27 protein-coding genes are annotated in these 26220 nt (G+C 59.5%); 17 read left to right on the top strand and 10 right to left on the bottom strand.

All coding sequences use genetic code 11. The features are described from left to right. The first annotated feature begins 35 nt into the window (after positions 1–35). The 7 genes from AB8A23_RS29470 (at position 36) to AB8A23_RS29440 (ending at position 7165) form a co-directional block, all read left to right on the top strand. Entirely contained in the window at positions 36–902 is an 867-nt protein-coding gene (locus tag AB8A23_RS29470; RefSeq protein ID WP_120288678.1) for an IclR family transcriptional regulator, read from the top strand. 63 nt (positions 903–965) lie between these two features. Then, the gene (locus tag AB8A23_RS29465; RefSeq protein ID WP_089261596.1) at positions 966–1778 is read left to right on the top strand and encodes an ABC transporter ATP-binding protein; all 813 of its coding nucleotides are present in this window, start codon (positions 966–968) and stop codon (positions 1776–1778) included. Next, entirely contained in the window at positions 1775–2488 is a 714-nt protein-coding gene (locus AB8A23_RS29460; protein ID WP_116663743.1) for an ABC transporter ATP-binding protein, read from the top strand. The genes AB8A23_RS29465 and AB8A23_RS29460 overlap by 4 nt, the downstream gene beginning before the upstream one ends. A gap of 10 nt (positions 2489–2498) precedes the next feature. Next, positions 2499–3377, top strand: coding sequence for a branched-chain amino acid ABC transporter permease (locus AB8A23_RS29455; RefSeq protein WP_089261600.1), 879 nt, complete (start codon positions 2499–2501; stop codon positions 3375–3377). Between the two features lie 2 nt (positions 3378–3379). Next, a complete protein-coding gene (locus tag AB8A23_RS29450; RefSeq protein ID WP_320447118.1) occupies positions 3380–4408 on the top strand; it encodes a branched-chain amino acid ABC transporter permease in 1029 nt (342 codons plus the stop codon). 6 nt (positions 4409–4414) lie between these two features. After that, positions 4415–5644, top strand: coding sequence for an ABC transporter substrate-binding protein (locus AB8A23_RS29445; protein ID WP_184513957.1), 1230 nt, complete (start codon positions 4415–4417; stop codon positions 5642–5644). Between the two features lie 315 nt (positions 5645–5959). After that, positions 5960–7165 (top strand): ABC transporter substrate-binding protein, encoded by a 1206-nt coding sequence (locus tag AB8A23_RS29440; protein ID WP_231081190.1) that lies wholly within the window; start codon positions 5960–5962, stop codon positions 7163–7165. Positions 7166–7227: 62 nt separating this feature from the next. On the opposite strand, the gene AB8A23_RS29435 is transcribed toward AB8A23_RS29440, so the two are convergent. From AB8A23_RS29435 to AB8A23_RS29400, 8 genes are all read right to left on the bottom strand, one after another. Then, positions 7228–7701, bottom strand: a complete 474-nt coding sequence (locus AB8A23_RS29435) for a hypothetical protein (protein WP_439057428.1) — start codon at positions 7699–7701, stop codon at positions 7228–7230. Between the two features lie 135 nt (positions 7702–7836). Beyond that, positions 7837–8154, bottom strand: a complete 318-nt coding sequence (locus AB8A23_RS29430) for a hypothetical protein (protein WP_439057427.1) — start codon at positions 8152–8154, stop codon at positions 7837–7839. Positions 8155–8773: 619 nt separating this feature from the next. Then, positions 8774–9772 (bottom strand): M23 family metallopeptidase, encoded by a 999-nt coding sequence (locus AB8A23_RS29425; RefSeq protein ID WP_309947362.1) that lies wholly within the window; start codon positions 9770–9772, stop codon positions 8774–8776. Between the two features lie 37 nt (positions 9773–9809). Continuing rightward, a complete protein-coding gene (locus tag AB8A23_RS29420) occupies positions 9810–10952 on the bottom strand; it encodes a helix-turn-helix transcriptional regulator (RefSeq protein WP_439057426.1) in 1143 nt (380 codons plus the stop codon). A gap of 45 nt (positions 10953–10997) precedes the next feature. Then, the gene (locus tag AB8A23_RS29415; protein WP_231077868.1) at positions 10998–12344 is read right to left on the bottom strand and encodes an HlyD family type I secretion periplasmic adaptor subunit; all 1347 of its coding nucleotides are present in this window, start codon (positions 12342–12344) and stop codon (positions 10998–11000) included. A gap of 11 nt (positions 12345–12355) precedes the next feature. Continuing rightward, positions 12356–14026: a type I secretion system permease/ATPase gene (locus tag AB8A23_RS29410; RefSeq protein WP_439057425.1), complete on the bottom strand. Its 1671-nt coding sequence runs from the start codon at positions 14024–14026 to the stop codon at positions 12356–12358. A gap of 128 nt (positions 14027–14154) precedes the next feature. Further along, a complete protein-coding gene (locus AB8A23_RS29405) occupies positions 14155–15564 on the bottom strand; it encodes a calcium-binding protein (RefSeq protein ID WP_439057424.1) in 1410 nt (469 codons plus the stop codon). A gap of 922 nt (positions 15565–16486) precedes the next feature. Further along, a complete protein-coding gene (locus AB8A23_RS29400; protein WP_439060437.1) occupies positions 16487–17548 on the bottom strand; it encodes a class I SAM-dependent methyltransferase in 1062 nt (353 codons plus the stop codon). A 212-nt stretch (positions 17549–17760) separates the two neighbouring features. Between AB8A23_RS29400 and AB8A23_RS29395 the strand changes: the two genes are divergently transcribed. Beyond that, complete coding sequence (locus tag AB8A23_RS29395) at positions 17761–18678, top strand: alpha/beta hydrolase (protein ID WP_439057423.1); 918 nt, start codon at positions 17761–17763, stop codon at positions 18676–18678. A gap of 119 nt (positions 18679–18797) precedes the next feature. On the opposite strand, the gene AB8A23_RS29390 is transcribed toward AB8A23_RS29395, so the two are convergent. Further along, a complete protein-coding gene (locus AB8A23_RS29390; RefSeq protein WP_439057422.1) occupies positions 18798–18983 on the bottom strand; it encodes a hypothetical protein in 186 nt (61 codons plus the stop codon). Positions 18984–19020: 37 nt separating this feature from the next. On the opposite strand from AB8A23_RS29390, the gene AB8A23_RS29385 reads away from it, so the two are divergent. From AB8A23_RS29385 to AB8A23_RS29345, 9 genes are all read left to right on the top strand, one after another. Beyond that, entirely contained in the window at positions 19021–19221 is a 201-nt protein-coding gene (locus tag AB8A23_RS29385; protein ID WP_439057421.1) for a hypothetical protein, read from the top strand. Positions 19222–19282: 61 nt separating this feature from the next. Beyond that, positions 19283–20083 (top strand): FadR/GntR family transcriptional regulator, encoded by an 801-nt coding sequence (locus tag AB8A23_RS29380; protein ID WP_439057420.1) that lies wholly within the window; start codon positions 19283–19285, stop codon positions 20081–20083. Further along, positions 20073–20570, top strand: coding sequence for a 2,4'-dihydroxyacetophenone dioxygenase family protein (locus tag AB8A23_RS29375; protein WP_439057419.1), 498 nt, complete (start codon positions 20073–20075; stop codon positions 20568–20570). Before AB8A23_RS29380 ends, AB8A23_RS29375 begins: the two co-directional genes overlap by 11 nt. Then, positions 20570–21346, top strand: coding sequence for an SDR family NAD(P)-dependent oxidoreductase (locus AB8A23_RS29370; protein WP_439057418.1), 777 nt, complete (start codon positions 20570–20572; stop codon positions 21344–21346). The genes AB8A23_RS29375 and AB8A23_RS29370 overlap by 1 nt, the downstream gene beginning before the upstream one ends. 115 nt (positions 21347–21461) lie before the next feature. Continuing rightward, positions 21462–22283 carry an ABC transporter permease gene (locus AB8A23_RS29365; RefSeq protein WP_439057417.1) on the top strand — a complete coding sequence of 274 codons (822 nt, stop codon included), beginning with the start codon at positions 21462–21464 and terminating at the stop codon, positions 22281–22283. After that, positions 22280–23086, top strand: a complete 807-nt coding sequence (locus AB8A23_RS29360) for an ABC transporter permease (RefSeq protein WP_120288669.1) — start codon at positions 22280–22282, stop codon at positions 23084–23086. Before AB8A23_RS29365 ends, AB8A23_RS29360 begins: the two co-directional genes overlap by 4 nt. Beyond that, on the top strand, positions 23083–23841 hold the full coding sequence (locus AB8A23_RS29355) for an ABC transporter ATP-binding protein (protein WP_068731304.1): 759 nt from the start codon (positions 23083–23085) through the stop codon (positions 23839–23841). The genes AB8A23_RS29360 and AB8A23_RS29355 overlap by 4 nt, the downstream gene beginning before the upstream one ends. Then, positions 23838–24170, top strand: a complete 333-nt coding sequence (locus AB8A23_RS29350) for a hypothetical protein (RefSeq protein WP_092138836.1) — start codon at positions 23838–23840, stop codon at positions 24168–24170. The genes AB8A23_RS29355 and AB8A23_RS29350 overlap by 4 nt, the downstream gene beginning before the upstream one ends. A 2-nt stretch (positions 24171–24172) precedes the next feature. Beyond that, a complete protein-coding gene (locus AB8A23_RS29345; RefSeq protein ID WP_093759258.1) occupies positions 24173–25228 on the top strand; it encodes an ABC transporter substrate-binding protein in 1056 nt (351 codons plus the stop codon). Between the two features lie 124 nt (positions 25229–25352). Here AB8A23_RS29345 and AB8A23_RS29340 read toward each other — a convergent pair whose 3' ends face one another. Continuing rightward, on the bottom strand, positions 25353–26099 hold the full coding sequence (locus AB8A23_RS29340) for an SDR family NAD(P)-dependent oxidoreductase (RefSeq protein WP_439057416.1): 747 nt from the start codon (positions 26097–26099) through the stop codon (positions 25353–25355). Between the last annotated feature and the right edge of the window lie 121 nt (positions 26100–26220).

The following is a 26220-nucleotide window of genomic DNA, read 5'->3' as shown; positions in this document are numbered from 1 at the left end:
TCGTATGAAACTGACAAAACCAAATTTTGGGAAGCATGAAACGTCCAGCGAAGAATGTGGCGACAGATCGCAATTTCGTCGTCGCATTGGCTCGCGGCCTGGATGTCTTGCGTGCATTTCGCCCCAATGACGGGCTTCTCGGCAATCAGGAGATTGCCGCCCGCACCAAACTGCCGAAGCCAACCATCTCGCGATTGACTTACACACTCACGAAGTTGGGCTACCTTACACCTGTGCCACGCTTCGAGAAGTATCAACTCGCGCCAGCAGCCATGGCCCTGGGGTATGCTGCACTTGCGAACTTGGGCGTTAAGCATCTCTCGGAATCGTTTCGCGACGAATTGATGCGGCAGACCGGCGGTGCCTGCGCAGTCGGCGCGCGCGATCGATTGAGCATGATCTATTTCGGGCAGAGCCGCTCCAGTCTCACTGTCGGCGTTCAACTCGACGTCGGCTCGCGCATTCCCATTGCAACCACGGCGATGGGCCGCGCCTATTTCTGGGCGCTGCCACCGGAAGAACGTGCCCAATTATTGCGCGAATTTCGCGAGCACTACGGACATCGCTGGTCGAAGATGCGCGACGGGCTTGAGCGCGCAGGCGAAATGGTCGCGCGCCACGGCTTCGTCATCTCGGCTGGCGAGTGGCAGGACGATGTGCACGCTGCCGGTGTTGCAATGACATTGAATGACGGCACCGGTCCTTATGCCTTTAATTGCGGCGCGCCCGCGTTCCGTTTCACGGAAGAGCGCTTGCTCAACGATATTGGACCTCGGCTATTGGCGATGGTAAGAAACATCGAAGCGGCGCTCGGGGGAACAGCTGCACCACAATCCAAAAAACTCGACAGCAAAAAAATCAAATCAGGAGGGAAAGTTGCACGCATTGTTGAAGGGCTCTGACAGCCTTCATCGTCGTGACCTGCGCAAGACTTCGCCGCAGCCGACGATCGAGGATCACCGCACATGACGCAGGCACAACTCGCAGAGCGCGCGCCCGTCGCATCGACGGCGCCGCTGCTTTCGGTTCGCGACGTCAGCGTTGTGTTCGGTGGCATCATCGCGTTGAACGGCGTCTCGTTCGACATGCAACAGGGCCACATCCTTGGCCTCATCGGACCGAACGGCGCCGGCAAGACCACGCTGTTCAATTGCCTCAGCCGGCTCTACCAGCCGAGCAAGGGCGATATCCTGATGGACGGCCAGACGATCCTGAATCGTCCGGCCCACAAGATTTCCGAGATCGGCATCGGCCGCACCTTCCAGAATGTTGCGCTGTTTCCGAACCTGACCGTGCGTGACAATGTCCGCGTCGGCAAACATGCGCGCACCAACAGCGACATCATCAGCGATTCGCTGAAGCTGCCATGGGTGCGATCAGGCGAAGCTGCGATCAACAAGGACGTCAACGACATCCTTGATTATCTCGATCTGCACAGCGTTGCCGATACGATCGTCAGCGGTCTTCCCTTCGGCACGCAGAAGCGCGTCGAACTCGCGCGTGCGCTCGCCGCCGAACCGAAGATCCTGCTGCTCGACGAGCCCGCAGGCGGTCTCAACCATGAGGAAGTCTACATCCTTGGCGACCTGATCCGCCGTATCCGCGACGATCGCGGCGTGACGGTGCTCCTCGTCGAGCATCACATGGGTCTCGTGATGTCGATCGCCGACCATGTCGTCGCATTGAATTTCGGCAAGAAGCTCGCTGAAGGCACACCCGCTGCCGTCCAGAAAGACCCTGCTGTGATCAAGGCCTATCTGGGAGACAAAGACTCATGACCGCGATGCTTCACGTAAAAGACCTGCGTGCGTATTACGGCCAGGTCCAGGCACTGCACGGCCTCGAATTCGAACTGCAGGAAGGCAGCCTCACCACCCTGCTCGGCGCTAACGGTGCCGGCAAGACCACCACGCTGCGCTCGATCTGCAACATGATCCGCTCCACGGGCTCGATCGAGTTCGAGGGCAAGAAGCTCGACAACAAGTCGACCGAAAGCATCGTGCGGCTGGGCATCGCCCATGTGCCGCAGGGCCGCGGCACCTTCACCACTATGACGGTGGAAGAGAACCTGCAGCTCGGCGCGATCAGTCGCAAGGACACCAAGGCGATCGGTGACGACATCGAGCGCATGTATGCCCATTTCCCGGTGCTCAAGCAGCGCCATACCCAGCAGGCCGGCACACTCTCCGGCGGTGAACAGCAGATGCTCGCGGTCGCCCGCGCGCTGATGCTGCGTCCCCGCCTGATGCTGCTGGACGAGCCGTCCTTTGGCCTTGCGCCACTGATCGTGCGGGATCTGTTCAAGATCCTCGGCAAGATCAACCGAGAGGACAAGGTCAGCATCCTGGTCGTCGAACAGAACGCACAGCTCGCGCTCGAACTCGCCGACAAGGCCTATGTCATCGAAACAGGACGCATCGTGATGTCCGGCACTGCCGACGAGATCGCGAACAATGAAGACGTCCGTAAATCGTATCTGGGATATTGAGGGGGCGGCCATGGAACTCTTTACCAACCAAGTCCTGGCTGGCATCGCCACCGGCGCGATCTACGCCTGTATGGCGCTCGCCGTGGTCATGATCTACCAGGCGATCGACCACCTGAACTTCGCCCAGGGCGAAATGGCGATGTTCTCGACCTTCGTCGCCTGGCAGATGATGCAGTGGGGCATACCCTATTGGGGCGCATTCGCGCTGACGCTGATTTTCTCCTTTGTCGGCGGCATCGTCATCGAGCGGGCTTTGTTCAAGCCGCTCGCCAAGGCGCCGGTGCTGACCCACGTCGCCGGCTTCATCGCGCTGTTCGCCATCATCAACAGCGTCGCGGGCCTGACCTGGGACTTCACCATCAAGCAGTTTCCCTCGCCCTTCGGCTCGTCGCCCTTCCTGGGCAGCCAGCTGATCTCGACGCATCAGGCCGGCATGATCGGCGTGACGATCATCCTGCTCGTCCTGCTGTTCATCTTCTTCCGCTACACCCGCGTGGGCCTTGCGATGCGGGCAGCGGCGTCGATGCCTGAATCGGCGCGGCTGGTCGGCATCAACACGTCATGGATGATTGCACTCGGCTGGGGCATGGCGGCCGCGATCGGTTCGATCGCCGGCATGCTGATTGCCCCCGTCGTGTTCCTCGAGCCCAACATGATGGGCGGCGTGCTGATCTACGGATTTGCCGCGGCCGTCGTCGGCGGGCTCACGAGCCCACTGGGTGCTGTCATCGGCGGGTTCCTTGTCGGCGTCTTCGAGAACCTCGTCGGCACCTATATCCCGGGTGTCGGCAATGAGCTGAAACTGCCCATCGCCCTGGCGCTGATCATCACCGTGCTGGTCGTCAAACCTAATGGCCTGTTCGGCCGTGCCATCGTGAAGCGAGTTTGATCATGAGCACCGTTCAAGACGTCTCCGCCGCTCCCGTGGTCGCTGCCGTTCCTAAAAAGGCAATGGCGCTCGGCCCGCTGGCATCGCTGATCATCCTGGCGCTGCTCATCGTCACTCCGCTGTTCGTGAAGAACTTCATCATCTTCCAGATGACCATGTGGCTGATTTACGCCATCGCGGTTCTCGCACTGAACATCTTGACCGGCGCCAGCGGCCAGTTCTCGCTCGGCCAGAGCGCGTTCTACGCCCTCGGCGCCTATACGTCGGCGATCCTCATGGAACATGCCGGCGTCAACTACGCACTGACGCTCCCTGTGGCCGGCCTGGTCTGCTTCATCGCCGGCTTCCTGTTCGGCCTGCCGGCGCTGCGGCTCTCCGGCATCTACCTCGCGCTGGCGACCTTCGCCCTCGCGGTGGCGATGCCGCAGCTCCTGAAGCTCGGCGTGTTCGAACACTGGACCGGCGGCGTGCAGGGCCTTGTCGTCACCAAGCCTGATGCACCGGAAATCCTGGCCTCGCTGGGTCTGAAAGTGTCGCAGGACATGTGGCTGTACTTCTTCACCCTCGCGGTCACGATCCTGATCTACATCCTCTCGGTCAACCTGCTGAAGTCGCGGTCGGGCCGGGCCATGATGGCGATCCGTGACAACGAAATCGCCGCCTCGGCGATGGGTGTGGACGTCTCGCTCTACAAGACGCTGGCTTTCGGCGTCAGCGCAGGGATCACCGGCGTTGCCGGCGGTCTCGGCGCCATCGCCGTGCAGTTCGTGGCGCCGGATGGCTACACCATCCAGCTCGCCATCGCGCTGTTCCTCGGCATGGTCGTCGGCGGCGTTGGCTGGCTGCCGGGCTCGCTCGCCGGTGCGGCTTTCATCGTCTTCGTTCCGAATATCGCGGAACACGTCTCGAAGGGTCTGTCTGGCGCCGTGTTTGGCGTCATCCTGATCATCATCATCTTCCTGCTCCCGAATGGGGCCAGGCAACTCGCCTATTTGGCACAGGGCTTGATAGGCAAACTACGTAAACACTGAGGACCTATGAACTGCAGAAACTTTCTGCGCACCGCCGCGCTCTCGAGCGCGGCGTTTGCGTTTCTCGCCTTCTCAACTTCCGCGAATGCCCAGAAGAAATACGACACCGGGGCGAGCGATACCGAGATCAAGATCGGCAACATCATTCCCTATAGCGGCCCGGCTTCGGCCTACGGCATCATCGGGAAGATGGAAGAAGCCTACTTCAAGATGATCAACGATCAGGGCGGCATCAACGGCCGCAAGATCACCTTCGTCAGCTATGACGATGCCTATAGCCCGGCCAAGGCCGTGGAACAGACCCGCAAGCTCGTCGAATCCGACGAAGTGCTGTTCGTGTTCGGTCCGCTCGGCACGCCGTCGAACACGGCGATCCTGAAATACCTGAACGCCAAGAAGGTGCCGCAGCTGTTCGTCGCCACCGGCGCGACCAAGTTCGGCGAATACAAGACCGCGCCATGGACGATGGGCTGGCAGCCGGCCTATCAGAGCGAAGGCCGCATCTTCGCGCAATACGCGATCACCGAGAAGCCGAACGGCAAGATCGCCGTGTTCTACCAGAACGACGACCTCGGCAAGGACATGCTGAAGGGCCTCAAGGACGGTCTCGGCGAGAAGGCTTCGATGATCGTGGCTGAAGACAGCTATGAGGTGTCCGAGCCGACCATTGACTCGCACATCGTCAAGATGAAGGCCTCGGGCGCCGACATCTTCGTCTCGATCTCGACGCCGAAATTCGCCGCGCAGGCGATCAAGAAGGTGGCCGAAATCGGCTGGAAGCCGATGTTCTTCCAGAGCAATGTCGGCTCCTCGGTCGGCGCAGTGATGCGTCCGGCGGGTATCGACAACGCGCAGGGCGTGCTGTCGCTGGCCTATGCCAAGGATGCCATCGATCCGCAGTGGAAGGACGATGAGGGCATGAAGAAGTATCTCGACTTCCTGGCCAAATACGCCCCCTTCGCCAATCCGGCCGAAAGCTCGGCTGCCTATGGCTACGGCCAGGCGCAAACCGTGGTGCAGGTGCTCAAGCAGGCCGGCGACGACCTGACGCGTGCGAACATCATGAAGCAGGCCGCCAGCCTGAAGGACTTCGCACCCGACACGCTGCTGCCGGGCGTCAAGATCAACACCTCGGCGACCGACTTCTACCCGATCGAGCAACTGCGCATGATGCGCTTCACCGGCGAGAAGTGGGACGTGTTCGGCCCGCCGATCGACAGCAAGCTCGGCGGGTAAACTCAATCGTCATTCCGGGATGCCCGAAAGGCGACGAAGTCGACTGAAGGGTAGACCCGGAATCTCGACATGAGTGATGAACAATACGAGGTTCCGGGTTCGCACGCGCGAAGGCGCGCGTACGCCCCGGAACGACAGCGATAATGCCCAATAAAACAGCCCCTTACGACGAAAGTCGTGAGGGGCTTTTTCTTGCTAGTTGCAGCGGAAAAGTATTCAATCCGACGCGCCGCAGCATTCAATAAAAACAAGAATACGCGCGGTTTTATCCAGAGATCAGGGAGATCAGAAATGCCTTCGTTCAGCTCGCGTGCAATGACGTTCACGGTTGCCGCAGCCCTCAGTGCGGCCCTTGGCGGTACTGCCTTCGCCCAGAAAAAATACGACACGGGCGCCAGCGATACCGAGATCAAGATCGGCAACATCATGCCCTATAGCGGGCCCGCATCCGCCTATGGCGTGATCGGCAAGATGGAAGAAGCCTATTTCAAGATGATCAACGATCAGGGCGGCATCAACGGCCGCAAGATCAATTACATCACCTATGACGACGGCTACTCGCCGCCGAAGGCCGTGGAGCAGGCACGCAAGCTCGTCGAATCTGACGAAGTGCTGTTCATCGCGAGCTCGCTCGGAACCCCGTCGAACTCCGCCATTCAGAAATACATGAATGCGAAGAAAGTCCCGCAACTGTTCGTGGCCACCGGCGCCACCAAGTTCGGCGACTACAAGGACTTCCCCTGGACCATGGGCTGGCAGCCTGCCTATCAGAGCGAGTCCAGGATCTATGCGGCCTATCTGCTGAGAGAAAAGCCCGACGCCAAGATCGCGGTCATGTATCAGAACGACGATTTCGGCAAAGACATGCTGAAGGGTCTGAAGGATGGTCTCGGCGCCAAGGCGGCATCGATGATTGTCGCCGAGGAAAGCTATGAAGTGTCGGAGCCGACCATCGAGTCCCACATCGTCAAGCTGAAGTCGACCAATGCCGACACCTTTGTCAGCTTCACCACGCCGAAATTCGCTGCGCAGGCGATCAAGAAAGTGGCGGAGCTCAGCTGGAAACCAACCTTCATCCAGAGCAATGTCGGCTCTTCGGTCGGCGGCGTGATGAAGCCGGCGGGTTACGAGATCGCCCAGGGCATCCTGTCGGCGAACTACGCCAAAGACGGCGCCGATTCCAGCTGGGACAATGACGAGGGCATGAAGAAATTCTACGCCTTCCTCGCCAAATATGCGCCCACCATGGACAGGAGCGACGGCTCGGTCGTCTATGGCTATGGCCAGGCGCAGACCATCGTTCAGGTGCTCAAGCAGGCCGGTGACAACCTGACCCGCGCGAACATCATGAAGGAAGCAGCCAACCTCAAGGAATTCGCGCCCGACACATTGCTGCCCGGCGTGACCATCTCGACCTCGGCGACCGACTTCTACCCGATCGAGCAGTTGCAGATGCAGCGCTTCAAGGGCGAGAAGTGGGAGCTGTTCGGCCCGATCATCGCGGGCAAGATCGACGGTTGAGTTTCTGATCTCTCCCCGCCCCCGGTTGAAGCGAAGCTTCGCCAGGCGGGGAGAGATCGAGATCAGTAATAATCCCGGAACGCATCCGCGAGGCTGTCGGGCTGCCAGTCGATCTGGTCCGACGCGATCGGATCGTCCGAGAGCAGCGCACTCGCCTGCGTCTTGTAGTCCGGCGCCACGTAGTCCGCCTGCGGCAGGCCACGGCGCACGATATCCTGATAGTTGAGATAGTTGTCGCGATTGCCGACGAAGGTGCACATGCATTTGGCGGGATCGGCATAGAGATAGCGCGGACCGTTCGGCGTATTGTGGATGACGAAGCGATAGGCCGGCAATTTGCTTAAGGCCACCTTCCCTGCCGCATCGTTGGCGAAGCGCGCCTTGAAGCCCGCGGACTCCATATCGAAACCGACCTTCTGCAGCACTGGCACGCTCGGCAATTCCCGCGCCACCAGCAGCGTGACATCGAGCAGCGCCAGCGCCGCGATGACAGCGAGCGCAATACTGCGCGGGCGCAAAGGAGAAAGCGTCGTCATCGTCACTGCGCGCATGTCGCGAAACCCCGGCTATGAGCGCGCATCGCCGCGCTCTGTTGCGCGCGACAATACCGGCCCGCGCACGCGGTGTCACGGCAGCGCCGCCGCAGGAAGCAAGGCCGGTTAACAAATCCATCACGCCGCCTCGCTGGCGACGAGCGCCTCCAGGACGCGCCAATACATTTCGTCCAGCATCGCTTGCTGCTGCTCTGCATTCAGAACCCGCCGTCGTTGAAACAGAAGACAGATCGGCCGGCTGCCTGTGCAATGGTGTGCACGACGACAGGCCTTGATAATGCAAGTGCGATGGGTGCGCAGGATGTTCGCATTACCGCGCTCGATCTCTTCGATGCAGCCGGCGACGATCATGTCCGACAGCCGCTTGGCCGCCAGGTCGCTCTTGTCCCTGGCGCGCTGCGCGAGATGCCAGGCGTCGTGTTGCGAGATGATCATGTGAACTCCCGTTGTGACGATGATGACTGGATATGAGTGACTTGGGTGACGGTCACGCGCCGTCCTTGCCCGCGCCTGTGCGCGTGCGTGGCGGTCCCCGTGGTCTCCCTCGAAAATGAGGGAGATGAAGCGCCGAAAGGCGCGACCTGGTAACAGTGCCGCAGCGTAGTGTCCGGATCGCCGGACAGCAGAGGCCGCGGAAACGCCTTTCGACGCTCCATCGTGGCGATTTCTGTCCCCGGGACCGTTCTTCCGGGCAAAGGCGCAGACCTCCGCAGTCCGCTTATCCCGACGGTTTCCCGCCGTTCACCAATGCCACGTCCAGCCAGCATGAGTGGCAGACCCCCGTAGTGGGGCCGGACGGTGACCCAAGGCCTCCCGAGTGCGTGAGGAAACGTCTCCCTCCCGCCCGCAGGCACCACATCCCGCCCCGCGCTAACAAGCGTCCCTGGCAACGCCCCTCGAAGTGGGACGGGATGCAATGGAATATAATCTTATCGAAAACAACGTCAAGGATTATTTTCAGAATTCTTCGGAGGCACCCGCCAGAGAGCCCACCTCCTGAGAGAGCGACGCAGGTGTACAGATGAATATCGAGGCGTGATAGAAAACGGACCTGCTAACGCAGATCATGACGAAATACCTGGTTCAACATCGGCGCGCCGTTACGCCCGACGATATATGTCGCGGAATATACTCCGCCTGGCCAAGGTTCGGTGGACCGCTTTTTTCCGATGAAGAGAAGCGTCTGGGCCTGATTTTGCGCAACTGCAACTGGACCCTTCTCGGCGATGATCCTGCCGTCGGGATCGCGCAGCGTCAGTGACTGTTCGTCGCCCGTCTTCAAGCCAATTGTCCGAACATAAACGACAAGGGCTTCAGATTTCGTAGTTGGCTTGCGCTGAGAGACAGCGTCAACCTCGATCATATCGTTCGTGACCGCTTCGGTAGCGAATCCGAAGTTCAAGACTGCGCGCGGTGAATAGGCCAGACGAACCCGAGCATCGTCCGTCCATTCACTTTCAGTATGACTGCCGCAAGCGCCAGGCATCAAGCCTGTTCCAAAGGGATCGATGACCTTCCCTTCTCGCCGCACAATAAAGTGTAGATGCGGATACTCAGTTAGCCCCGACATGCCGACGGCACCGAGAACTTGGCCAGCGCGGACTGTATCTCCAGCTCTTACCAAGATGCTGTCTTTGGCCATATGGCAGTACTGGGTTTCGCGATCTCCGGAATGTCTGACAACAACGCCATTGCCGCATTCATTTCCTTTGGCTGCATCGCGCCTGTCGCCTTTCACAGGGCTGTCCGCAAGGCCATCGCGAGTTCGCAGCACCGTGCCCTCGGCGGCTACGACGACGTGAACCGGCTTCTGCTGTCTGCCATGTGACGTTAATCGAAAATCGACGCCGTTATGGCCGTCATAGGTCAATGTCCCGCACATGTAGTCCTTGGCCGAGGGACTATCGTCGATGTCTACGTAATTCTGGATGAAACACGTGCGACCAATGTCGCACGATAACGGTATGATCAAATCTCCAGCAGTCGCCGCGTGCGATATTCCTATAACGAGGGGCAGCGCTAACAATATCCCAATCTGTTGCCGATGCGCCATCTGATCACGTCTGGATGCCCGCGGGAACTGCACGATTTTACATGGATGAAGATGTGGTGATGTAGGGTGCCCCGGGCTGTCGCAACTTGAACGGTGAGAATGTTCGACTATGCAGAACGAAAAATTCCGATTGGCGATTGATTCCAACTTTCAGCATGACGCGTTTGATGTAAGTCCGTACGGTTTCTTCCGTGAAACCAAGTTCCAATCCGATGGCGCGTGGACAGCGCCCGCGGAGAATACAGCGAACAATCCGCGCCTCCACCCAACTCAAGCCAAACGCGAGAGCAATGCGCTGGGCACCGGCCTCCTCATTGAATTGAGGAACGTAGATGAGAGCAAGATTTGGATCGGTATTTCCAGGGATTGAACCGATCACAGCAAACAAAAATCGCTGCTCCTCTTGCGAGATGAGCACGGTCGATCCGACGTTCTTTTGGTTTAGATCCGGAATGATAGCGGCTCGAACAGCGTCCCTGAGCTGGGTGGTGATGAGGGGGGTCGATCCCGAGAGCGTACCACCATCGAGAGTGATGACACCTTCGCCGACAAGTCGCCGAAACCCGCTGTTCATGCTCCGAACGATCAGATTTTCGTCAATGGTCAGGGCGGGTGGCTCAATGTCATCCAGCCACATTTGATGAGACTGCAATGTGGTCTTTGTCAGATCAGCGACCGCATCCCATAGGAGCTCGATCGCGCGCCTAGCGGTAGCGAATTCTGCATCAGGAATCTGCACCTGCCACCATCCCGCAATAAAGATGGCAGTATCCCCAGAGACCGTACATACACGTCCGATGACCGAGTGGTGCCCGTAGACCGGGCGCGTTCCGATCAGCCGGCGTAACCCGTTTGGCGACGTAGACGACTGATATATGAAATTGCCGTCTCCGTTGAAAGTCTCCGAGATGGATCTCGCCAACGCTTCCGATGCGGGACTGGGCGCGGGTAATCCAACTGAAGTCTGATCGAGTAGATCTCCTTCTGGAGACAAGAACACAGCGTAGCAGCGTTTGCATTCGAGCAGTCGGGCTAAGGATCGCGCAAACCACAGGTTTTGTGGCGCACTGGAGTTGCGGCTGGGGCGGGGCAATGGATTCGCCGGAGTAGCTCGAAGCCTGAAGGCCAGTGAGCCGATGGTGTCAGAGCGGTCGTTTTCCTGTTGGTATCCTTGCTGCATAAATGCCTCCCAAAGAATTTGTGTGTTCAATATTCCGCCAAGGCGTCAACTCTCCCGGAAGGCACGGTGGACGCGTAGGCGCAGCGGCTGAATTAAGTACTCCGCAAATGTTCTTATGCCTGTTTCAACAAAGACTTCGACCGGAAGGCCGGGCTTCAAAGTCGTGAGATGAGGTTCGACCTCCGGTGATCGCTGCAAATCAATTTCTGCCATGTAGGATGTGACGCCGCTCTTCGTGTCAGTGAACGCATCCGCCGCGACAGCAGTCACCTGGCCTTCCAGCATGGGTCGGCGGCGAATGTTGAGGGCAATGATGCGGATACGAGCGTTCTGCCCCGCCATGACTTCCTCGCGATCCTGCGGCCGCAGCGATGCCTCGATGACGAGGCGATCCTCGATGGGCACGATCTCCATGAGTGTCTCTCGAGGCGCTAACACAGTGTTCAATTCCCTGCTGTTGAGGCGAACAACCCGTCCCGACTCCGGTGCGCGTAAATCAGTCCGCGCCAGTTGTTCACGCAATGCGCCAATCCGATGTCTGAGATCGCCGATCGATTCTCGCGTTGCGTGACTCTGTTTTGCGATATCCTGACTTTGGTTGAGACCCAGCTGTTTTCCACGATCGACGAGTTCTGCGATTTTCCCGCGTGTTTCTGCTTGCTGGGTCAGATTGCGCGTGAGTTGGGCCTGCATGTCCGCTTCCGCCCTCTTCAACGCAAGTACGCGTGGCTTTCGTGCGAGCCCTTTTTCCAATAGCGATGCTGTATCTCGTATTTCTTCCTGAAGAAACTGAAGTTGCTCTTGCAGGCTTGTCCTGCTGTTTTCGAGGCCATGGGCCGTTTCCATGAGTTGTCGGGTCTGCTGATCGATCAATTTCCGCTCGCCGGTCAATGCACTTGATCGCGTCGCGAACTCCGTCTCCTGGGTCTGAATTGCCGTCTTTGCTTCGGGGCGAGGAGAATTCCGTAATTCGTCAGGAAATGAAATAGCGGTGGACTGCATTTGTTCAGCGAGTAACCGTGCATCCAGCGAGAGATCAGCAAACAATTTTGTCTCTAATACGCCAAGGCTTCCCTCAACTTGGGTCGTATCGAGTTTTGCAACGATCTGACCGGCCTCGACTTGCTCGTTCTCGCGGACATAAATGGTCTTCAATATCCCACCGTCGAAATGTTGCACCGCCTTCCGCTTGGATTGGACCTTTATGATACCGGGAGCGATGACGGCGCTGCGCAGCGGGACGAATGTAGCCCAAAGGCCGAATCCGCCGAATTGAATCGCTAAAAGGAAGGCTCCCCATTTTATGAGTCGTCGGGCATCGGACCTGGGTTTCTCCAGGATTTCGTGGCTGCTCGTTGCACCGAGTAAAAGTTCGTGGACGTGAGTTGTCACAATTCCTGCTCCTAGCCAGATAGCAGTTGCGGGCGCTCGGGCTGACGCGGACCCCGGCGTGAAGGGAGCCCCGCTGTGTTGCTGGGTAGAACTTCCGAAACGGGACCGAAGGCGACCTGCGTGCCGTCGCGGAGCAGCAATACGTGATCCGCAATCGTCAGGAGGCGTGGCCGGTGGGTCACGATCAGGAAGGTTGCGCCCTGCGATCGTGCGCTCAATATCGCAGTGCACAGCGCTGCCTCGCCATCCGGATCGAGATTTGCGTTGGGCTCGTCGAGCAGTATCAGTTTACGGTTGCCGAAGAAGGCTCGTGCCAAGCCGATGCGCTGTCGCTGGCCACCAGAGAGGCGATGACCGTCGCGACCGATCTGCGTTTGATACCCGGCCGGCAGTGCCAGAATCATCTGATGCGCGCCAGCCAGAGTTGCCGCCATGACGATATCTTCGTCGCGCGGGCTCTCCTCAAATCCCGAGATCGCTTCAGCAACGGTACCGGCGAGCAATTCGACATCCTGAGGAAGATAGCCGATGTAGCTTCCGAGCTGATCGGGGTGCCAGCTCTCCAGCAACGCGTTGTCGAGCCGGATTTCACCGACGCTGGGCTTCTCCAAGGCGGCCGCCATCCGCAAGAGAGTGGACTTGCCCGCGCCGGTCGGACCAACGACCACGACGATCTCGCTGGGCCTGCATCGGAAGGCAATACCTCTCAGGATCGAACGTCTCGCCTGCGGAATGGTGAAGCCGACACCATTGAGTTCCAGTAAGCCATTTGGGGCAGTGAGGCGGGTCCGATGAGGTTGCTTCAACACCCATGTCGCCGCGGCGCTGACGCGTTTCCATGCCTCCTGCGCCGCGGTCACCCCGCGCCAGGCAGAGATAAGGCTCTCCATCGGTTGCAGGGTTCGGCTGACCATGATCGAGCTCGCGATCAGGCTGCCGGCGAGTACCTCGTTTTGCAGTACAAGCCAGGCACCACATCCGATAGATAGAACTTGCAGAGTAGACCTCACCATGCGTGCCGCCGATGCGATCGCGGCGACCCGTTCGCTGGCGCGAACGACAGGAGATAACGCCTCATCATTGGCGCGCATGAAGGCGCGGATGGCGCCTCCAGTCCAGCCCATGGCCCTGATGAAGTTGCCGTGTCGTACGATGCCATCCATTAGCATCTGACAACGTGCGGCTGCACCGCTCGCTTCATTGACCTCCGCCCGGGCAATACAGCTACTCACATATCCCATGATCGACAGAACGACCGCGCCAGTCAGCGCAATAGCGCCGTAGTAGGGATGGATGAGAAAGAGGATAAGTATGAAGACGGGAAGAAACGGGGCATCGACCAACGTAATGACAGCGCCGCCTGAAAAGAAGTTCCGTAGCTCCCGAACTTTCACCAGATCATGCGTCGAGCCTTCGCGGCGTCGCGCCGGATCGGCAATGGTTGCCTCCAGGATGAGCGGTGCGATGCGCTGTTCGAAGGTGACGGCGAACCGGCTGAGCAATCGAAATCGAATGACGTCGAAGAAGGCGCTGAAGATCAACGCCGCAATTCCGAGGGAGGTCAGGCCGATGAGAGTCTCGATGCTTCCGCTGCTGATGACCCGGTCGAAGACCTCGATGGAGTAGAAGGGTAACACAAGCAGAAGGATGTTGGCCGACACGCTGAAGACGACGACCCACACGAGCGTGGTTCGCCCTGGAACGGCGCTGACAACAGATTCTGCTCGGGCCGAGTGAGCCAGACGCATAGTGACTGCCTAATTGCGCAGAATGCGTAGGGCGGCAACGTGCCGCCCTACGTCGTCAATAATCAGACAACTTCGATAGCGGTGTAACCCGCTGCGTTATTTATGTCCTCGATCGAGGCATAGGGGGTTCCTCCGCCCGTAATGCCATCGAGGGTGATGGTTCCGAAGCCGAAATCCAGCGTGGTATTGGTACCATCGTCGTCGACGACCACCGTTGTCGGGTCATAGCCAGGCGCCGCATCGATGCTGATGGTGTCACCGTCAGCGAAACTAAGATCGGTAACTTCGTCATCACCGAAGTCCGCGCCCGTACCATCGCCAGCGTTGATCGCGTCGGTTCCGGCGCCTCCTGTAAGCACGTCATCACCGATACCGCCGTTCATCGCGTCAGCGCCGTTACCGCCGCTCAGCTCATCGTCGCCCGCCGCGCCGTTGAGCGTGTCATTTCCTGCACCGCCGGCCAGCGTATCGTCACCGTCGCCGCCTTCAAGCGCATCCGCTCCATTGCCGCCGGCAAGCGTATCGTCGCCTGCATCGCCGTTTAACGTATCGACGCCGGTGCCACCGGACAGTTCGTCTGCCCCGTCGCCACCACTAGCGACGTCATCGCCAGCGCCGCCTTCGATTGTGTCGTCACCGGCGTCACCTGCCAGCAGGTCGTTACCCGCACCGCCATCCATGACGTCGTCGCCCGCTCCACCATTAAGTGTGTCGTTTCCGGCGTCGCCGTTCATGATATCGTTCCCGTCATCGCCATTGAGGGTGTCGATACCATCGCCTCCGTTCATGGTGTCGTTACCGGCACCGCCATTCAGTGTGTCATCACCGAGACCGCCATTCACCGTATCATCACCCAGGCCGCCACTGGCGGTATCATTGCCGTCGCCGCCTTCCAGCGTGTCATTGCCGAGCCCGCCGGTCAGGGTATCGTCGCCGGCATCACCATTGATGGTATCATCGCCCACCCCGCCAGACAGGACGTCAGCACCATCACCACCATTCAATGTGTCATCGCCAGCAGCGCCTGCGAGTGTATCATCGCCTGCGCCCCCCGAGAGGACGTCATTTCCAGCACCGCCGTCGACGTTGTCATTTCCGTCGCCGCCATCGATCGTATCCGCCCCGGCGTTGCCGGAGAGATCATCATTCCCTGAGCCGCCATTGATCGTATCGTCCCCCGCGTCGCCGCTAGCCGTATCATCTCCAGCGCCACCGTCGATCGTATCAATGCCAGCGCCGCCACTGATCTGGTCGTTTCCGTCTCCTCCGAGAATGGAGTCGTCTCCCGCGTTGCCGTTCAAGGTGTCGTTGTCGACGCCACCATCGATCGAGTCGTTACCGGCTCCACCGTTGATCGTGTCATCACCGCCGAGGCCTGAGAGAGTGTCATTACCCGGGAGCCCATTGATCGTATCCGCAACTGGGGTTCCGTCCAGAATGTCGTCACCTGGTGTACCATTGATCAGTGCCATGATTGCCACTCCATGATGATGTCGCGCTTCTAACGCGACTACGCTTCGCGCTGAACATAGATGCATGATCCTAGCTATCCCCTCGACAACCGGAGATCGCTGACACCGAGCGTGTCGATCGAGCGAATTTTGCGCAATCCCCAGGTGGGGACAAAATGCAGCGCGTGATAGGGAAAGCTATTGCGTAAATGTTCGCTCAGGATTCATCTGAAGGACAGCCCTGCTGCCGTAACTCAAGTTCGACAATAATGCTCTGAGGCCATGATTAAGCGCGTCGAGCGTGCAATCTGAAGATGAAGGGCAGAGCAGAACTCTAACTATCCGGTATTCTTACGGATTACAGAGTGCTCTCGCGCGTGGCTCGTGACGACTGCTCCATCTAGCCGAGTGCCTTCGTCTACTTCAGCCATAATCTCGTTAATCGTCTCAATAGGTCTTGCAGAAAGGAAGGATGACGCGAAGCTCATGTGCGTGAAACTGGCTTAACGCCAACAATGTGCAACGCCCGTCCCAAGTATATTATCCTGGAATCGATCTATCCTACGAGTGTCACATGTAATCGGCATCGTGTCGCACATCGACGAGCTGCTCGACCGCAATATCGGTGCCGGGTATCCAATTGGTCCATTTGAAGCCGCTCACGCATGCGGCAATCCCTTGCGACATTAAGATAGCTCACGTCCGCTTCTGGTGCCAAACCGACAATCGGTAACGGACGATGTCGGCCGCTTGCCACGAGCGAGACAAGACCTTTGTGGCGGTCAACTTACTCTGAACTACACTTTCGAGAGATTTTTGCAGCGGCTCCTTTTCGAATCTGCAGCGCTCCTGTCGACAGGTGACATCAATCCAGAGCGACGCAGCCCCTAGAAGCCGCATTTCCCGCGGCATCCGGGTCGCTCCGCACGGTTGATCTGAGAGATTAAGCGCGCACTTCGAAGATCATATTGAAGGGCGTCTCAGTCGCGCGGCGGAAGCGCTTGAATCCTGCCTCAGTCGCGACCTGACGCAATTTGCTTTCACCTGCCTGGGCACCGAGCCCCAAGCCCACCTCCTGAGAGAGCGACGCAGGTGTACAAATGAATGTCGAGGCGTGATAGAAAATGGACCCGATCGGGTTGAGATTATCCTTGAGATTGTCATGAGCGAACGGCTCGACGATCATCCACGACCCGTCTTTGGCCAGTGTTTCCTTGACATGCTTGCCCGCACCAACGGGGTCGCCCATGTCATGCAGGCAATCGAAGAAAGCGACGAGATCGTAGTCTTTTGCCGGAAAATCCTTGGCACTGGCCTGCGCGAATTCAATTCGGTCTCCGACCCCCGCTTCCTGGGCCAGGACCTTCGCGCGATCGATCGAAGGTTTGTGGTAATCAAACCCGAAGAACCTGGATTTGGGGTACGCCTGCGCCATCACGATGGTAGAGGCGCCGTGGCCGCATCCGACATCGGCCACCTTGGCGCCAGCTTTCAATTTGGCTTCGACGCCTTCGAGCGTCGGAATCCAGTTTGAGACCAGATTGGCGTTATAGCCCGGCCTGAAGAAGCGTTCGGTGCCCGAGAAAAGGCACTTCGAATGCTCATGCCAGCCAACGCCCTTCCCTGTTCGAAATGCTTCGGCGACCTTGGGTTCGTCGAGATAGGTGGACTGCACGACATCGAATGCACCGGCGAAGAAAGCTGGCGACCCTTCCTCGGCGAATGCCATCGCTTGTTCGGCCGAGAGCGAGAACGCGTTCTTTTCAGGGTGATAATCGATGTAACCAGAGGCGGCTTGGCCGGAGAGCCACTCGCGGACATAACGCTCATGCAGGCCGGTCTTCTTGGCAAGCGCCGACGGCGTGAAGATATCTCCATTCGCCATTGCCTTGTAGAGGCCGAGACGATCGCCGAGCAGTATACTGGCACCGCCAAGTGAAATGCCGAGGTCGTTGACCAGCTTTCCTACGAGTGCGTTCAGCTTTTCAGGATTTGGTTCACGCATTGCAGCATCCTCCACTTTGTGAAGAACAGCCCTCGCTCTAGTTAAGCACGACTGGCGAATTACAAGTGGGCGCCGAGCGCCACGCGATGTCAGATTCAGAATTATGCGGAATTGTCCGCTGCTGGCGCAATCCCCGCGTTCCCTCTAGACTTGCTTCTGCGAAGTTTTGAAATTGCCGCTCAATTTTCACGAATTTTCGGGGGAAAGTATCCTTGGCCGAAAGTGGGATTGCGAATATTCGCGCGGTACTGTTGTCAAAGCCCCGCCCGGTCGGGTGGGATCAGCGCCGGCAGCGACTTGACGAAGTCGGGTCGATCTGGCCGGTGGCCGACGATGTCGAGCTGCGGACTGTCGATTGCGGAAATGTCGCGGGGGAATGGTCCTTCTCACCGGGGGCAGATACGACGCGCGTGCTTCTGTATTTTCATGGCGGCGGTTTTTGTTCGGGATCAATCCTCAGTCATCGACGCCTCGTGACAGAGGCGGGGCGGGCTGCTGGCATAAGCACCCTGGCGATTGACTATCGGCTCGCGCCGGAAAACCCGTTTCCTGCCGCTCACGACGACGCGATGAGCGCTTGGCGATATCTGCGCCAGCAGGGCATAGACGCCAGCAATATCGTAGTTGGCGGTGACAGCGCTGGCGGCAATCTAACAATTACCCTCATCAACGCTTTGCGCGGAGCCAATGAAGAGTCGCCGGCATGCGCTTGGCTTATTTCGCCCTGGACCGATCTTTCAATGTCCGGGACGACGCTACAAAGCAAGGATCAGATCGATCCGATCATCCACCGTGGCTACCTTGAGGAACTGGCTGACGCCTTTGCTCCGGCATCGCTCGACCGCAGGAGCCCGTTTCTGTCTCCGCTGTTCTCGAACCTCATCGGATTTCCACCAACACTCATTCAGGTCGGGTCAGCCGAAACTTTGCTCGCAGACTCGACGCGTTTCGCGGAGGCTGCCGCAATAGCCAACGTCGCGACGACATTGGAGGTATGGCCCGATATGATCCATGCGTGGCCTCTGTGGAATGGCGGTCTTACAGACGCAAGGTTGGCGCTCAGGTCAGCTGGACAATTCATCAAGTATCAATTGTCTGATCTAGTTCAAATCAGTTCCAAGTCTTCGTGATTCATGATTCTTCACTCTGACATCGGAGGGAGTTCGCCGCATCGCAGGACATCAAGGCGCCATTCCCGCCACGACACTACGGACGGCACTGCGCGCATTCGGAAGGCGGCATCGCAACCTCAGCTCTGATGCGGGCCTTGCATGATCTTCATGGCATCCTTCACGTGGCGCCACTCGTTGGCTTCTTCCAGCTGACCTTTTTGCTCGCATGTCAGTGCATTCTGAGCGGCATGAGCGATGGACACGGCGCCGTGCCGATCAAGCATCTGCCGGGCGATGGTGTGGACTTGAGTTTCGGACATCATTTGCTCTCTCCTGATTTACCCGAGCCAAGGAGAACCGGTGCTGCTGGAACAGAACCGGCCCGGTGTCTCTGAAAACGGTGGAACAGCCAATCTCGTTCCCGGAAAAAACAACCGGCCGCGCGCTGACATGGGCCGGCCATCTATCGCCACCGCTTTGCCACGAATTTCAAACTCGAATTGCGATCAAACAAAGCATTGTGCACCGCAAATCAATCATCCGATGTTAAACATCGGATGATTGCATTCATTCCAAAAACGTGAGATAGGCCACAGAGGAAACAAGCGGGGAAAGAACACTCGTGGCACGAAGTCCTACGAAATCGTTGGAGCGGGGAAGCAAGCCAGGCCGTATCAATTCGGTCCTGACCACGCTCGGCTGCGAAATCGCGCAGGATATTATCCCGATTGGCGCAACCCTCCCCCCCGAGCCGGAATTGGAGGCGCGCTTCGGTGTCGGGCGCGGCGTCATCCGGGAAGCGATCAAGACCCTTGCTGCGAAAGGAATGGTCAGCGTGCGTCCACGTTACGGTACGCACGTCTTGCCGCGCCGCGACTGGAGCCTGCTCGATCGCGATGTGCTGGGATGGCTGGTCGGCGGCGGCGAACCTGACCGCGATCTTCTGATGGCGATTCAGGAAGTCCGACTGATCATCGAGCCGGCAGCAGCCGCGCTCGCGGCAACGCGGAGCACCAAGCAGGACAGGTTGCGCATCGAGGCCGCACTCGTCGGCATGGAAACCTCGCACGATCAGGAAAGCGCCATCAAGGCGGACAAGGCATTCCACCTCGCCATTCTAGATGCGACGCATAACCCCGTGTTGCAGGGTTTTCGCGGCGCCATCGATACCATTCTGAGCGCGGTGTTTCTTGTCGCGGTCGGCAGCCCCGGCTGGTTCGAAGACAATCTGCCAAACCACGCGGCCGCCGCGCGCGCGATCGCCGCCGGCGATGCAAAGAAGGCCAAGACCGCCATGGAGCAGGTGCTCGGCTACACGCAATTCAAGCTCTCGAAGCGTCGCGCGACTGCGCCGCCTGAAGGCATAACGCGGGTCTCAACCGCGACGGCGAAAAAAAGAAAGAGGAAGCCCCATGTATCGTGACATGATCGGATCGACGCACGTTCTTGCATCACCGGAAATCGCCGTCGTCGCTATTCCCGAGGACGAGCGCGTCTGGGTGCCGCAGGCGCCGGATGTCTGGTTTCGTCCGCTGATGCTGAACACACGACAGGGGCAGTGGTGTAATCTGCTGCGCGTGCGACGGGCCGGCGTGCTATCGCGGCATCTGCATCCCAATCCGGTGCACGGCTTCGTGTTGCGTGGCAAATGGTTCTACCGCGAACACCAGTGGGTGGCGACGGAGGGCTCATACGTGTTCGAGCCTCCGGGTGAGATCCACACGCTGGTCGTCCCAGAGGACGTTCCCGAGATGATAACCTTCTTCAACATCCAGGGATCGATGCTGTATCTCGATGAGAACAACAAGCACGTCGGCTATGAGGACGTCTTCACCAAGATCGACATGTGCCGCGCCCACTACGAGTCCGTCGGCCTTGGCCGTGACTATGTCGACCAGTTCGTGCGCTGATGACAAACGGTGCCAACATGATCGAGGAGATTCCGTCGGCCGCATGGGCGTCGATCTGGTACGCGGGAAAACGCGTGCTGGTGACGGGCGGAACGTCAGGGATCGGCGCGGGCCTCGCGCGCGGCTTCGTTGAGGCCGGCGCGGAGGTCATCGCGACTGGCGTGAATGCTGCGGAGATCGAGCGGGCGCGTTCGGATTCGGTGCTGCGCGAGGCTCAGGCGCATCAGCTCGACGTCCGCGACGACAGCGCGATCAAGTCCCTTGTCGGCTCGCTCGGCGAGCTCGATGTGATCGTCAATTGCGCCGGCGTTATTCGTCGCAGCGAAGAACTCGACCCCGCGGTTTTCCAGTCGGTCGTCGATATCAATCTCAACGGCACCATGCGGATGTGCGCCGCCGCGCGGCCGCTGCTGGCACGCTCCAAGGGCGCGATCGTCAATCTGGCATCCATGCTGTCGTTCTTCGGCGGCGGTCTCGTTCCCGGTTATGCCGCCAGCAAGGGCGGTATTGCACAACTGACGAAATCGCTGGCGATCGCCTATGCGAATGACGGCATTCGCGTCAACGCGATCGCGCCGGGCTGGATCGCGACGCCGTTGACGACCGATCTGCAGGCCAGCCCGGAACGCAGTCTGGTCATTCTGGGGCGCACGCCGTTGGGCCGTTGGGGCAAGCCGTCGGACCTTCTGGGCGGCGTGCTCTATCTGTGCTCGCCGACGGCTTCTTTTGTGACGGGGACGATCCTCGTCATCGACGGCGGATATGCCGTGACGTGATCAGGCGGCGGCGAAGTGCCGCCGTTCGCAGACGAGATTTGAGTACTAAACTGCGTAGCCGAGAGCCTCGCAGATAAAAACAAAGCGGCCAGAACGCTGGTCAAAGGGAGGTCGCGTGCTCGTTGCGCCCGGTCAAAAAGTGCGGTCCCGCGTCGCCTGGCGCGGCATGAACTCGCTGGTGGGCGCAGCCTTGTTCGTGGCGCCCTTGCTGGTGCTCGTCGCCATCTGGGCGATCGTGGTCCCGCTGTTCAACGTCAATCCGCGGATTTTTCCGTCGGTCGGCTCGGTGACCGAAGCAGCGGTTGCGGCGATCGGCGATGGCTCACTCATCCGCCATATCGGCGCGAGCATGCTGCGTGTCGGACTGGGCACGTTTCTCGGCGTACTCGTCGCTGTTCCGCTTGGCGTCGCCATGGGCGTGAGCCCTGCGGTCTCGGCGTTCCTGACGCCGCTGTTTCGCTTCTTCTCGGTGCTTGCCGGCATCGCCTGGATACCGATCGCAACGTTGTGGTTCGGCTACGGCTTCGGCGCCATCATCTTCGTGATCTTCAACGCCGTCTTCTTTGTGGTCGCCTACAACACGCTGCTCGGTGTCTCCACCATTCCGATGACGATCCGCAATGCCGCCGCCTCGCTCGGTGCCGGACGATGGGCCTTGCTCACCGAAGTGCTGCTGCCGGGTGCGCTACCCAATATCGTGACAGGCGTGCGCACCGGGCTCGGCTTCGCGTGGCGCGGCCTGATCGCGGCGGAGATGATCGCGACCAATGTCGGGCTTGGCTACATGCTGTTCGTCGCCCGTGACTTCTATCGCACCGAAGTGATCGTGCTCGGCATGATCGTCATCGGCGTGTTGTGGCTATTCATCGACCGGTTGCTGCTCGTTCCGCTGGAACGCGCGACGATCGAGCGATGGGGACTGGTGAGGCGCACATGAACATTGCACTGAAATTCTGGAGCGGTTACGTGCGCGCGACGCATCGGTGGCCAATTATCGCGACCATCGTGCCGTTTATTCCCGTGGTGGCGATCTGGAGCATCGTCGCCAATTCAGGCATGTTTCCGCGCGCCTTCTTCCCGGCGCCGGTGGATGTGATGCGGTCGTTCATCTCCCTCACCTACAAGGGAATTCTGCCGGACTATCTGCAGGACAGCCTGATCCGGCTGCTGTTCGGTGCATCCATCGGCGTCGCGCTGGGCATTCCGCTCGGCATCCTGATCGGCTCCAGCCGCCTCGCACATCGCATCTGCTGGCCGGTGCTGCTGTTCTTTCAAGCCATCGGCGATATTGCGTGGCTGCCGATACTGCTGATCTGGTTCGGCTTCGGCCTCACCACCATGACCTTTGTCATCGTTTACACCGTGCTGTTCCCGATCGTGCTGAGCACCGTGCTCGGCGTGCAGTCGGTACATCGCGATCTTGCCCGTGCGGCGCAGAGCCTCGGCGCGTCGCCGATGCGGGTATTGTGGGAAGTGACGCTGCCCGGTGCTTTGCCGAATATTATTACCGGCCTGCGCAATGGCCTCGGCTATGGCTGGCGCGCGCTGATCGCGGTGGAGATCATCGTCGGCACCAGCGGCATCGGATTCATGATGTTCGATGCACGTCGTGCCGGCTCAACGGTCGAGATCCTGCTCGGCATGATCGTTCTCGGCACTCTTTGGTACATCGTCGATGCCTGGATCCTTGCGCCGATCGAGCGCGCAACGGGCCAGCGGTGGGGATTGGTTACGTCATGAAAACACTGTCGCTGAAAAATCTTCGCAAGACCTATTTCGATCCCTATGCGGGATCGCAGGTCACCGCCGTCCACGACGTCTCGCTCGACGTCGAGCAGGGCGAATTCGTCTCCGTCGTCGGTCCCTCCGGCTGCGGAAAGACGACAATCCTGAACATGATCGCGGGCTTCATCCCCTATACGGGTGGTGAAATCCTGATCGACGGCAATCTCGTCAAGGGACCGGGTCCGGATCGCGGCGTCGTTTTCCAGTCGTTCGCCCTCTTCCCGTGGAAGACGGTGCTGGAGAATGTCGGCTTCGGCCCGAAGATGCGGGGCGTGCCAAAGGACGAGCGCGACCGCACTGCGCGGGAATATCTCGCGCTCGCCGGCCTCTCGCATGCCGCGGATCGCTACCCGAATGAACTGTCCGGCGGCATGCAGCAGCGCGTCGGCGTCGTCCGCGCATTGGCCAACAATCCGGCCGTGCTGCTGATGGACGAGCCGTTCGCCAGCGTCGATGCGCAGACCCGCATGACACTGCAGGAAGAGCTGACGCGGATCTGGCAGGAGCGCAAGCCGACCGTCATTTTCATCACACACGATGTGGCGGAGGCCGTGTTCCTCGCCAACCGCGTCGTCGTGCTGTCCAAGGGCCGCGTGCTCGATCAGATCAAGGTCGATCTTCCGCGTCCGCGCGTCTGGGATCACCTGATCGAAGATGAAACGTTCAAGCGTCTATCGGCGCAGGTGCTGCAAATGGTGCGGGCCGCATGAGTATTGCGCGAGATGTCATTCGTTCGACCCGCGGGCGTGTGGTGCTCGCTGTCATCGCCGTGTGGGCCGCGTTTCAGGGCTGGCTGAGCATCGAGGCGCCGGGCAAGATTTCCAAGGAGCTCGCCGGCGCGTCCGACAAGGTCAATATCCAGATCGATATGCCGTTTACGCCGGAGCGTTTTCACGTTCTGGCGTTTCAGAAGTATGGGCGGATCGCCGGAGCCGACGATCATTCCATCGGACTAAGGGGTGTGAAACGAACGGACCTCAACGCGGTTGCCCGGCCTTACTGGGTCACGAGCGTGGGGCCAATCAAGGAGGAGGACTGATTTTGAAACGCATATTATGGGCCTTAACTGCCGTGATGCTGGCTTGCGTGCCGGCACAATCGCAGACATTGACCAAACTGAATGTCGGCATGGTCAGCGCCATCGACATGCTGGCGATCCCGGTGGCACTGGAGCGCGGTTACTTCGAGAAGCAGGGTCTCGATGTCACCATCGCACGCCCCTATGCGACCGGCGTTGATGCGCTGAACGCGCTGCAGGCCGGCGAGACCGAGATCCTGCAGGTCGGCGTTCCGATGATCGGCGCCGTGCTGCGCGGCATGGATCTCGTGGCACTCGGCAATTACAGCGGCAGCGCCACCAAGTCCGGTTCGGATGCGACCATGGCGATCATCGCCCGTGAGGGATCTGGCATCGTCAAGGGTGACCTCAAGAGCCTCAAGGGCAAGAAGATCGCGACCTCCTTCGGCACGATCAACCATCTCTATATCCTGGCACTGCTGGAAAAGGCCGGGCTCAAGCCCGACGACGTCCAGCTGGTCAACACGCCGCCGCCGGATATGACGGTCGCGCTGCTCGCCAAGGGCATCGATGCGTTTTCCGGCTGGGATCCGTGGCCGATCATCGCGCAGAAGGACGTCCCCGGTGCCTTCGAAGTGATCCGCGGCGGCGATGTCATCGCCTATCTCGGCTATGTCGTCTCGCTTCGGTCCTGGGTCGAGAAAAATCCGGAATCGACGGAGAAATTCCTGGCCGCGACCTCACAGGCCGACCAGTGGATGCGCAAAAATCCCAAGGCCGCCGCGCAGATCGGCACCCGCTGGATTCCCGGCCTGAAGCCAGAGATCGCCGAAGCCGCGATGGAATTCAATGTCCAGCAACTTGACCGACGTCTTTCGGCAAATAGCTACAAGGCACTCTGGAGCGCGCAGGACCGGCTTCAGCGGCTGGGCGTGCTGAAGGCGACATTCGACGTCAACAAGAACATCGACGCCAAGCCGATGCTGAACGTCATGAAAAAGCATCCCGAACTATTCGCCGATCTGCCACCTATTCCGGCGGACGTCGCGCTCGGGCCGGACTTCACGTTCAAGCCATGAATAAAGGAGGCGGTCTGCGCAATTGCGGACCGCCTTTCTTCTGATCGATGCATCATTCGAAAACACTAGCTAGCAGCGTGGTGCTTTGCGACTGGCTCACGTTTATCCGCAACGTCAACCGCAACTAAGCCAGTCCCAGGCCGCCATCGATAGCGACAACCTGGCCCGTCATCCATTCCGAAGCGGGACTCGAAAGCCTCACGATCCATTCTGCCAGGTCGTCAGGAACGCCGCGCCGCCCGAGCGGTATGCGCGCCCGCTCCTGTTCCTTGATTGCCGCAGCCTGTTCCAGGGAGAGCCCCATCATGCCGGTCAGCGCGCCTGATTCCGTAGGTCCTGCCGCCACGGCGTTCACGCGTATGCCGAGCGGTGCAAGCTCCAGCGCCCAGCAGCGGGTCAAATGCTCCAAAGCCGCCTTGCTGGCGGCGTAATGAGACAGTCCAGCCACCGGCTTGTGACCGAAAGTGCTCGAGACATTAACGATCGTCCCCCGTGTTGCCCTTAGGTGAGGAAGAGCAGCAGAGGCGAGGAGACTTGGGCCGAGCACATTGACGGAGAAAATGTCCCTGATCCGATCGGCTGTCGCGTCTGCCAGCGGAAGGATGGCGCCTGCGCCCGCGTTGTTGACCAAGGCATCAACCCTGCCCCAAAGATCGACCGTCTTGGCAATTGTGCGCTTGGCATCTTCGGCGGAGGCTGCATCCGCCACCGTGCCGGCTATGTTCGCATGCTCGGCAATCGTTTCTTCGATAGGGCCGGAACGGCGGCCGGTCACGAACACCTTGTTGCCTTCCCTTGCGAAGCGCAGCGCCGCCGCCTTCCCTATGCCGGAGCTGCCGCCCGTCACGATCACGACCTTTTCACTCTGCATTTTCAATCTCCTTCTTGCCAAGATGACGCGGCTTGGCTCCACGACTCTACAGTCCTTCTGAATCGACGCTGCTAAAACCAGGGCGCGCACTCACTAGCGAAGAGAACGCGCCCCGGTCCTA

The sequence above is a fragment of the Tardiphaga sp. 619_E2_N8_4 genome, assembly GCF_051810905.1.
GTDB classification, from domain to species: domain Bacteria; phylum Pseudomonadota; class Alphaproteobacteria; order Rhizobiales; family Xanthobacteraceae; genus Tardiphaga; species Tardiphaga robiniae.
The sequence above is the reverse complement of the archived record's forward strand: the minus strand, read 5'-3'. Positions and strand labels throughout refer to the sequence as shown.

Bases quoted from the DNA above. Each gene is read 5' to 3' on its own strand.
- AB8A23_RS29470 (WP_120288678.1), top strand. From the start codon at position 36: ATGAAACGTCCAGCGAAGAATGTGGCGACAGATCGCAATTTCGTCGTC.
- AB8A23_RS29465 (WP_089261596.1), top strand. From the start codon at position 966: ATGACGCAGGCACAACTCGCAGAGCGCGCGCCCGTCGCATCGACGGCG.
- AB8A23_RS29460 (WP_116663743.1), top strand. From the start codon at position 1,775: ATGACCGCGATGCTTCACGTAAAAGACCTGCGTGCGTATTACGGCCAG.
- AB8A23_RS29455 (WP_089261600.1), top strand. From the start codon at position 2,499: ATGGAACTCTTTACCAACCAAGTCCTGGCTGGCATCGCCACCGGCGCG.
- AB8A23_RS29450 (WP_320447118.1), top strand. From the start codon at position 3,380: ATGAGCACCGTTCAAGACGTCTCCGCCGCTCCCGTGGTCGCTGCCGTT.
- AB8A23_RS29445 (WP_184513957.1), top strand. From the start codon at position 4,415: ATGAACTGCAGAAACTTTCTGCGCACCGCCGCGCTCTCGAGCGCGGCG.
- AB8A23_RS29440 (WP_231081190.1), top strand. From the start codon at position 5,960: ATGACGTTCACGGTTGCCGCAGCCCTCAGTGCGGCCCTTGGCGGTACT.
- AB8A23_RS29435 (WP_439057428.1), bottom strand. From the start codon at position 7,701: ATGACGACGCTTTCTCCTTTGCGCCCGCGCAGTATTGCGCTCGCTGTC.
- AB8A23_RS29430 (WP_439057427.1), bottom strand. From the start codon at position 8,154: ATGATCATCTCGCAACACGACGCCTGGCATCTCGCGCAGCGCGCCAGG.
- AB8A23_RS29425 (WP_309947362.1), bottom strand. From the start codon at position 9,772: ATGGCGCATCGGCAACAGATTGGGATATTGTTAGCGCTGCCCCTCGTT.
- AB8A23_RS29420 (WP_439057426.1), bottom strand. From the start codon at position 10,952: ATGCAGCAAGGATACCAACAGGAAAACGACCGCTCTGACACCATCGGC.
- AB8A23_RS29405 (WP_439057424.1), bottom strand. From the start codon at position 15,564: ATGGCACTGATCAATGGTACACCAGGTGACGACATTCTGGACGGAACC.
- AB8A23_RS29400 (WP_439060437.1), bottom strand. From the start codon at position 17,548: ATGCGTGAACCAAATCCTGAAAAGCTGAACGCACTCGTAGGAAAGCTG.
- AB8A23_RS29390 (WP_439057422.1), bottom strand. From the start codon at position 18,983: ATGATGTCCGAAACTCAAGTCCACACCATCGCCCGGCAGATGCTTGAT.
- AB8A23_RS29375 (WP_439057419.1), top strand. From the start codon at position 20,073: ATGTATCGTGACATGATCGGATCGACGCACGTTCTTGCATCACCGGAA.
- AB8A23_RS29370 (WP_439057418.1), top strand. From the start codon at position 20,570: ATGACAAACGGTGCCAACATGATCGAGGAGATTCCGTCGGCCGCATGG.
- AB8A23_RS29360 (WP_120288669.1), top strand. From the start codon at position 22,280: ATGAACATTGCACTGAAATTCTGGAGCGGTTACGTGCGCGCGACGCAT.
- AB8A23_RS29355 (WP_068731304.1), top strand. From the start codon at position 23,083: ATGAAAACACTGTCGCTGAAAAATCTTCGCAAGACCTATTTCGATCCC.
- AB8A23_RS29350 (WP_092138836.1), top strand. From the start codon at position 23,838: ATGAGTATTGCGCGAGATGTCATTCGTTCGACCCGCGGGCGTGTGGTG.
- AB8A23_RS29340 (WP_439057416.1), bottom strand. From the start codon at position 26,099: ATGCAGAGTGAAAAGGTCGTGATCGTGACGGGCGGCAGCTCCGGCATA.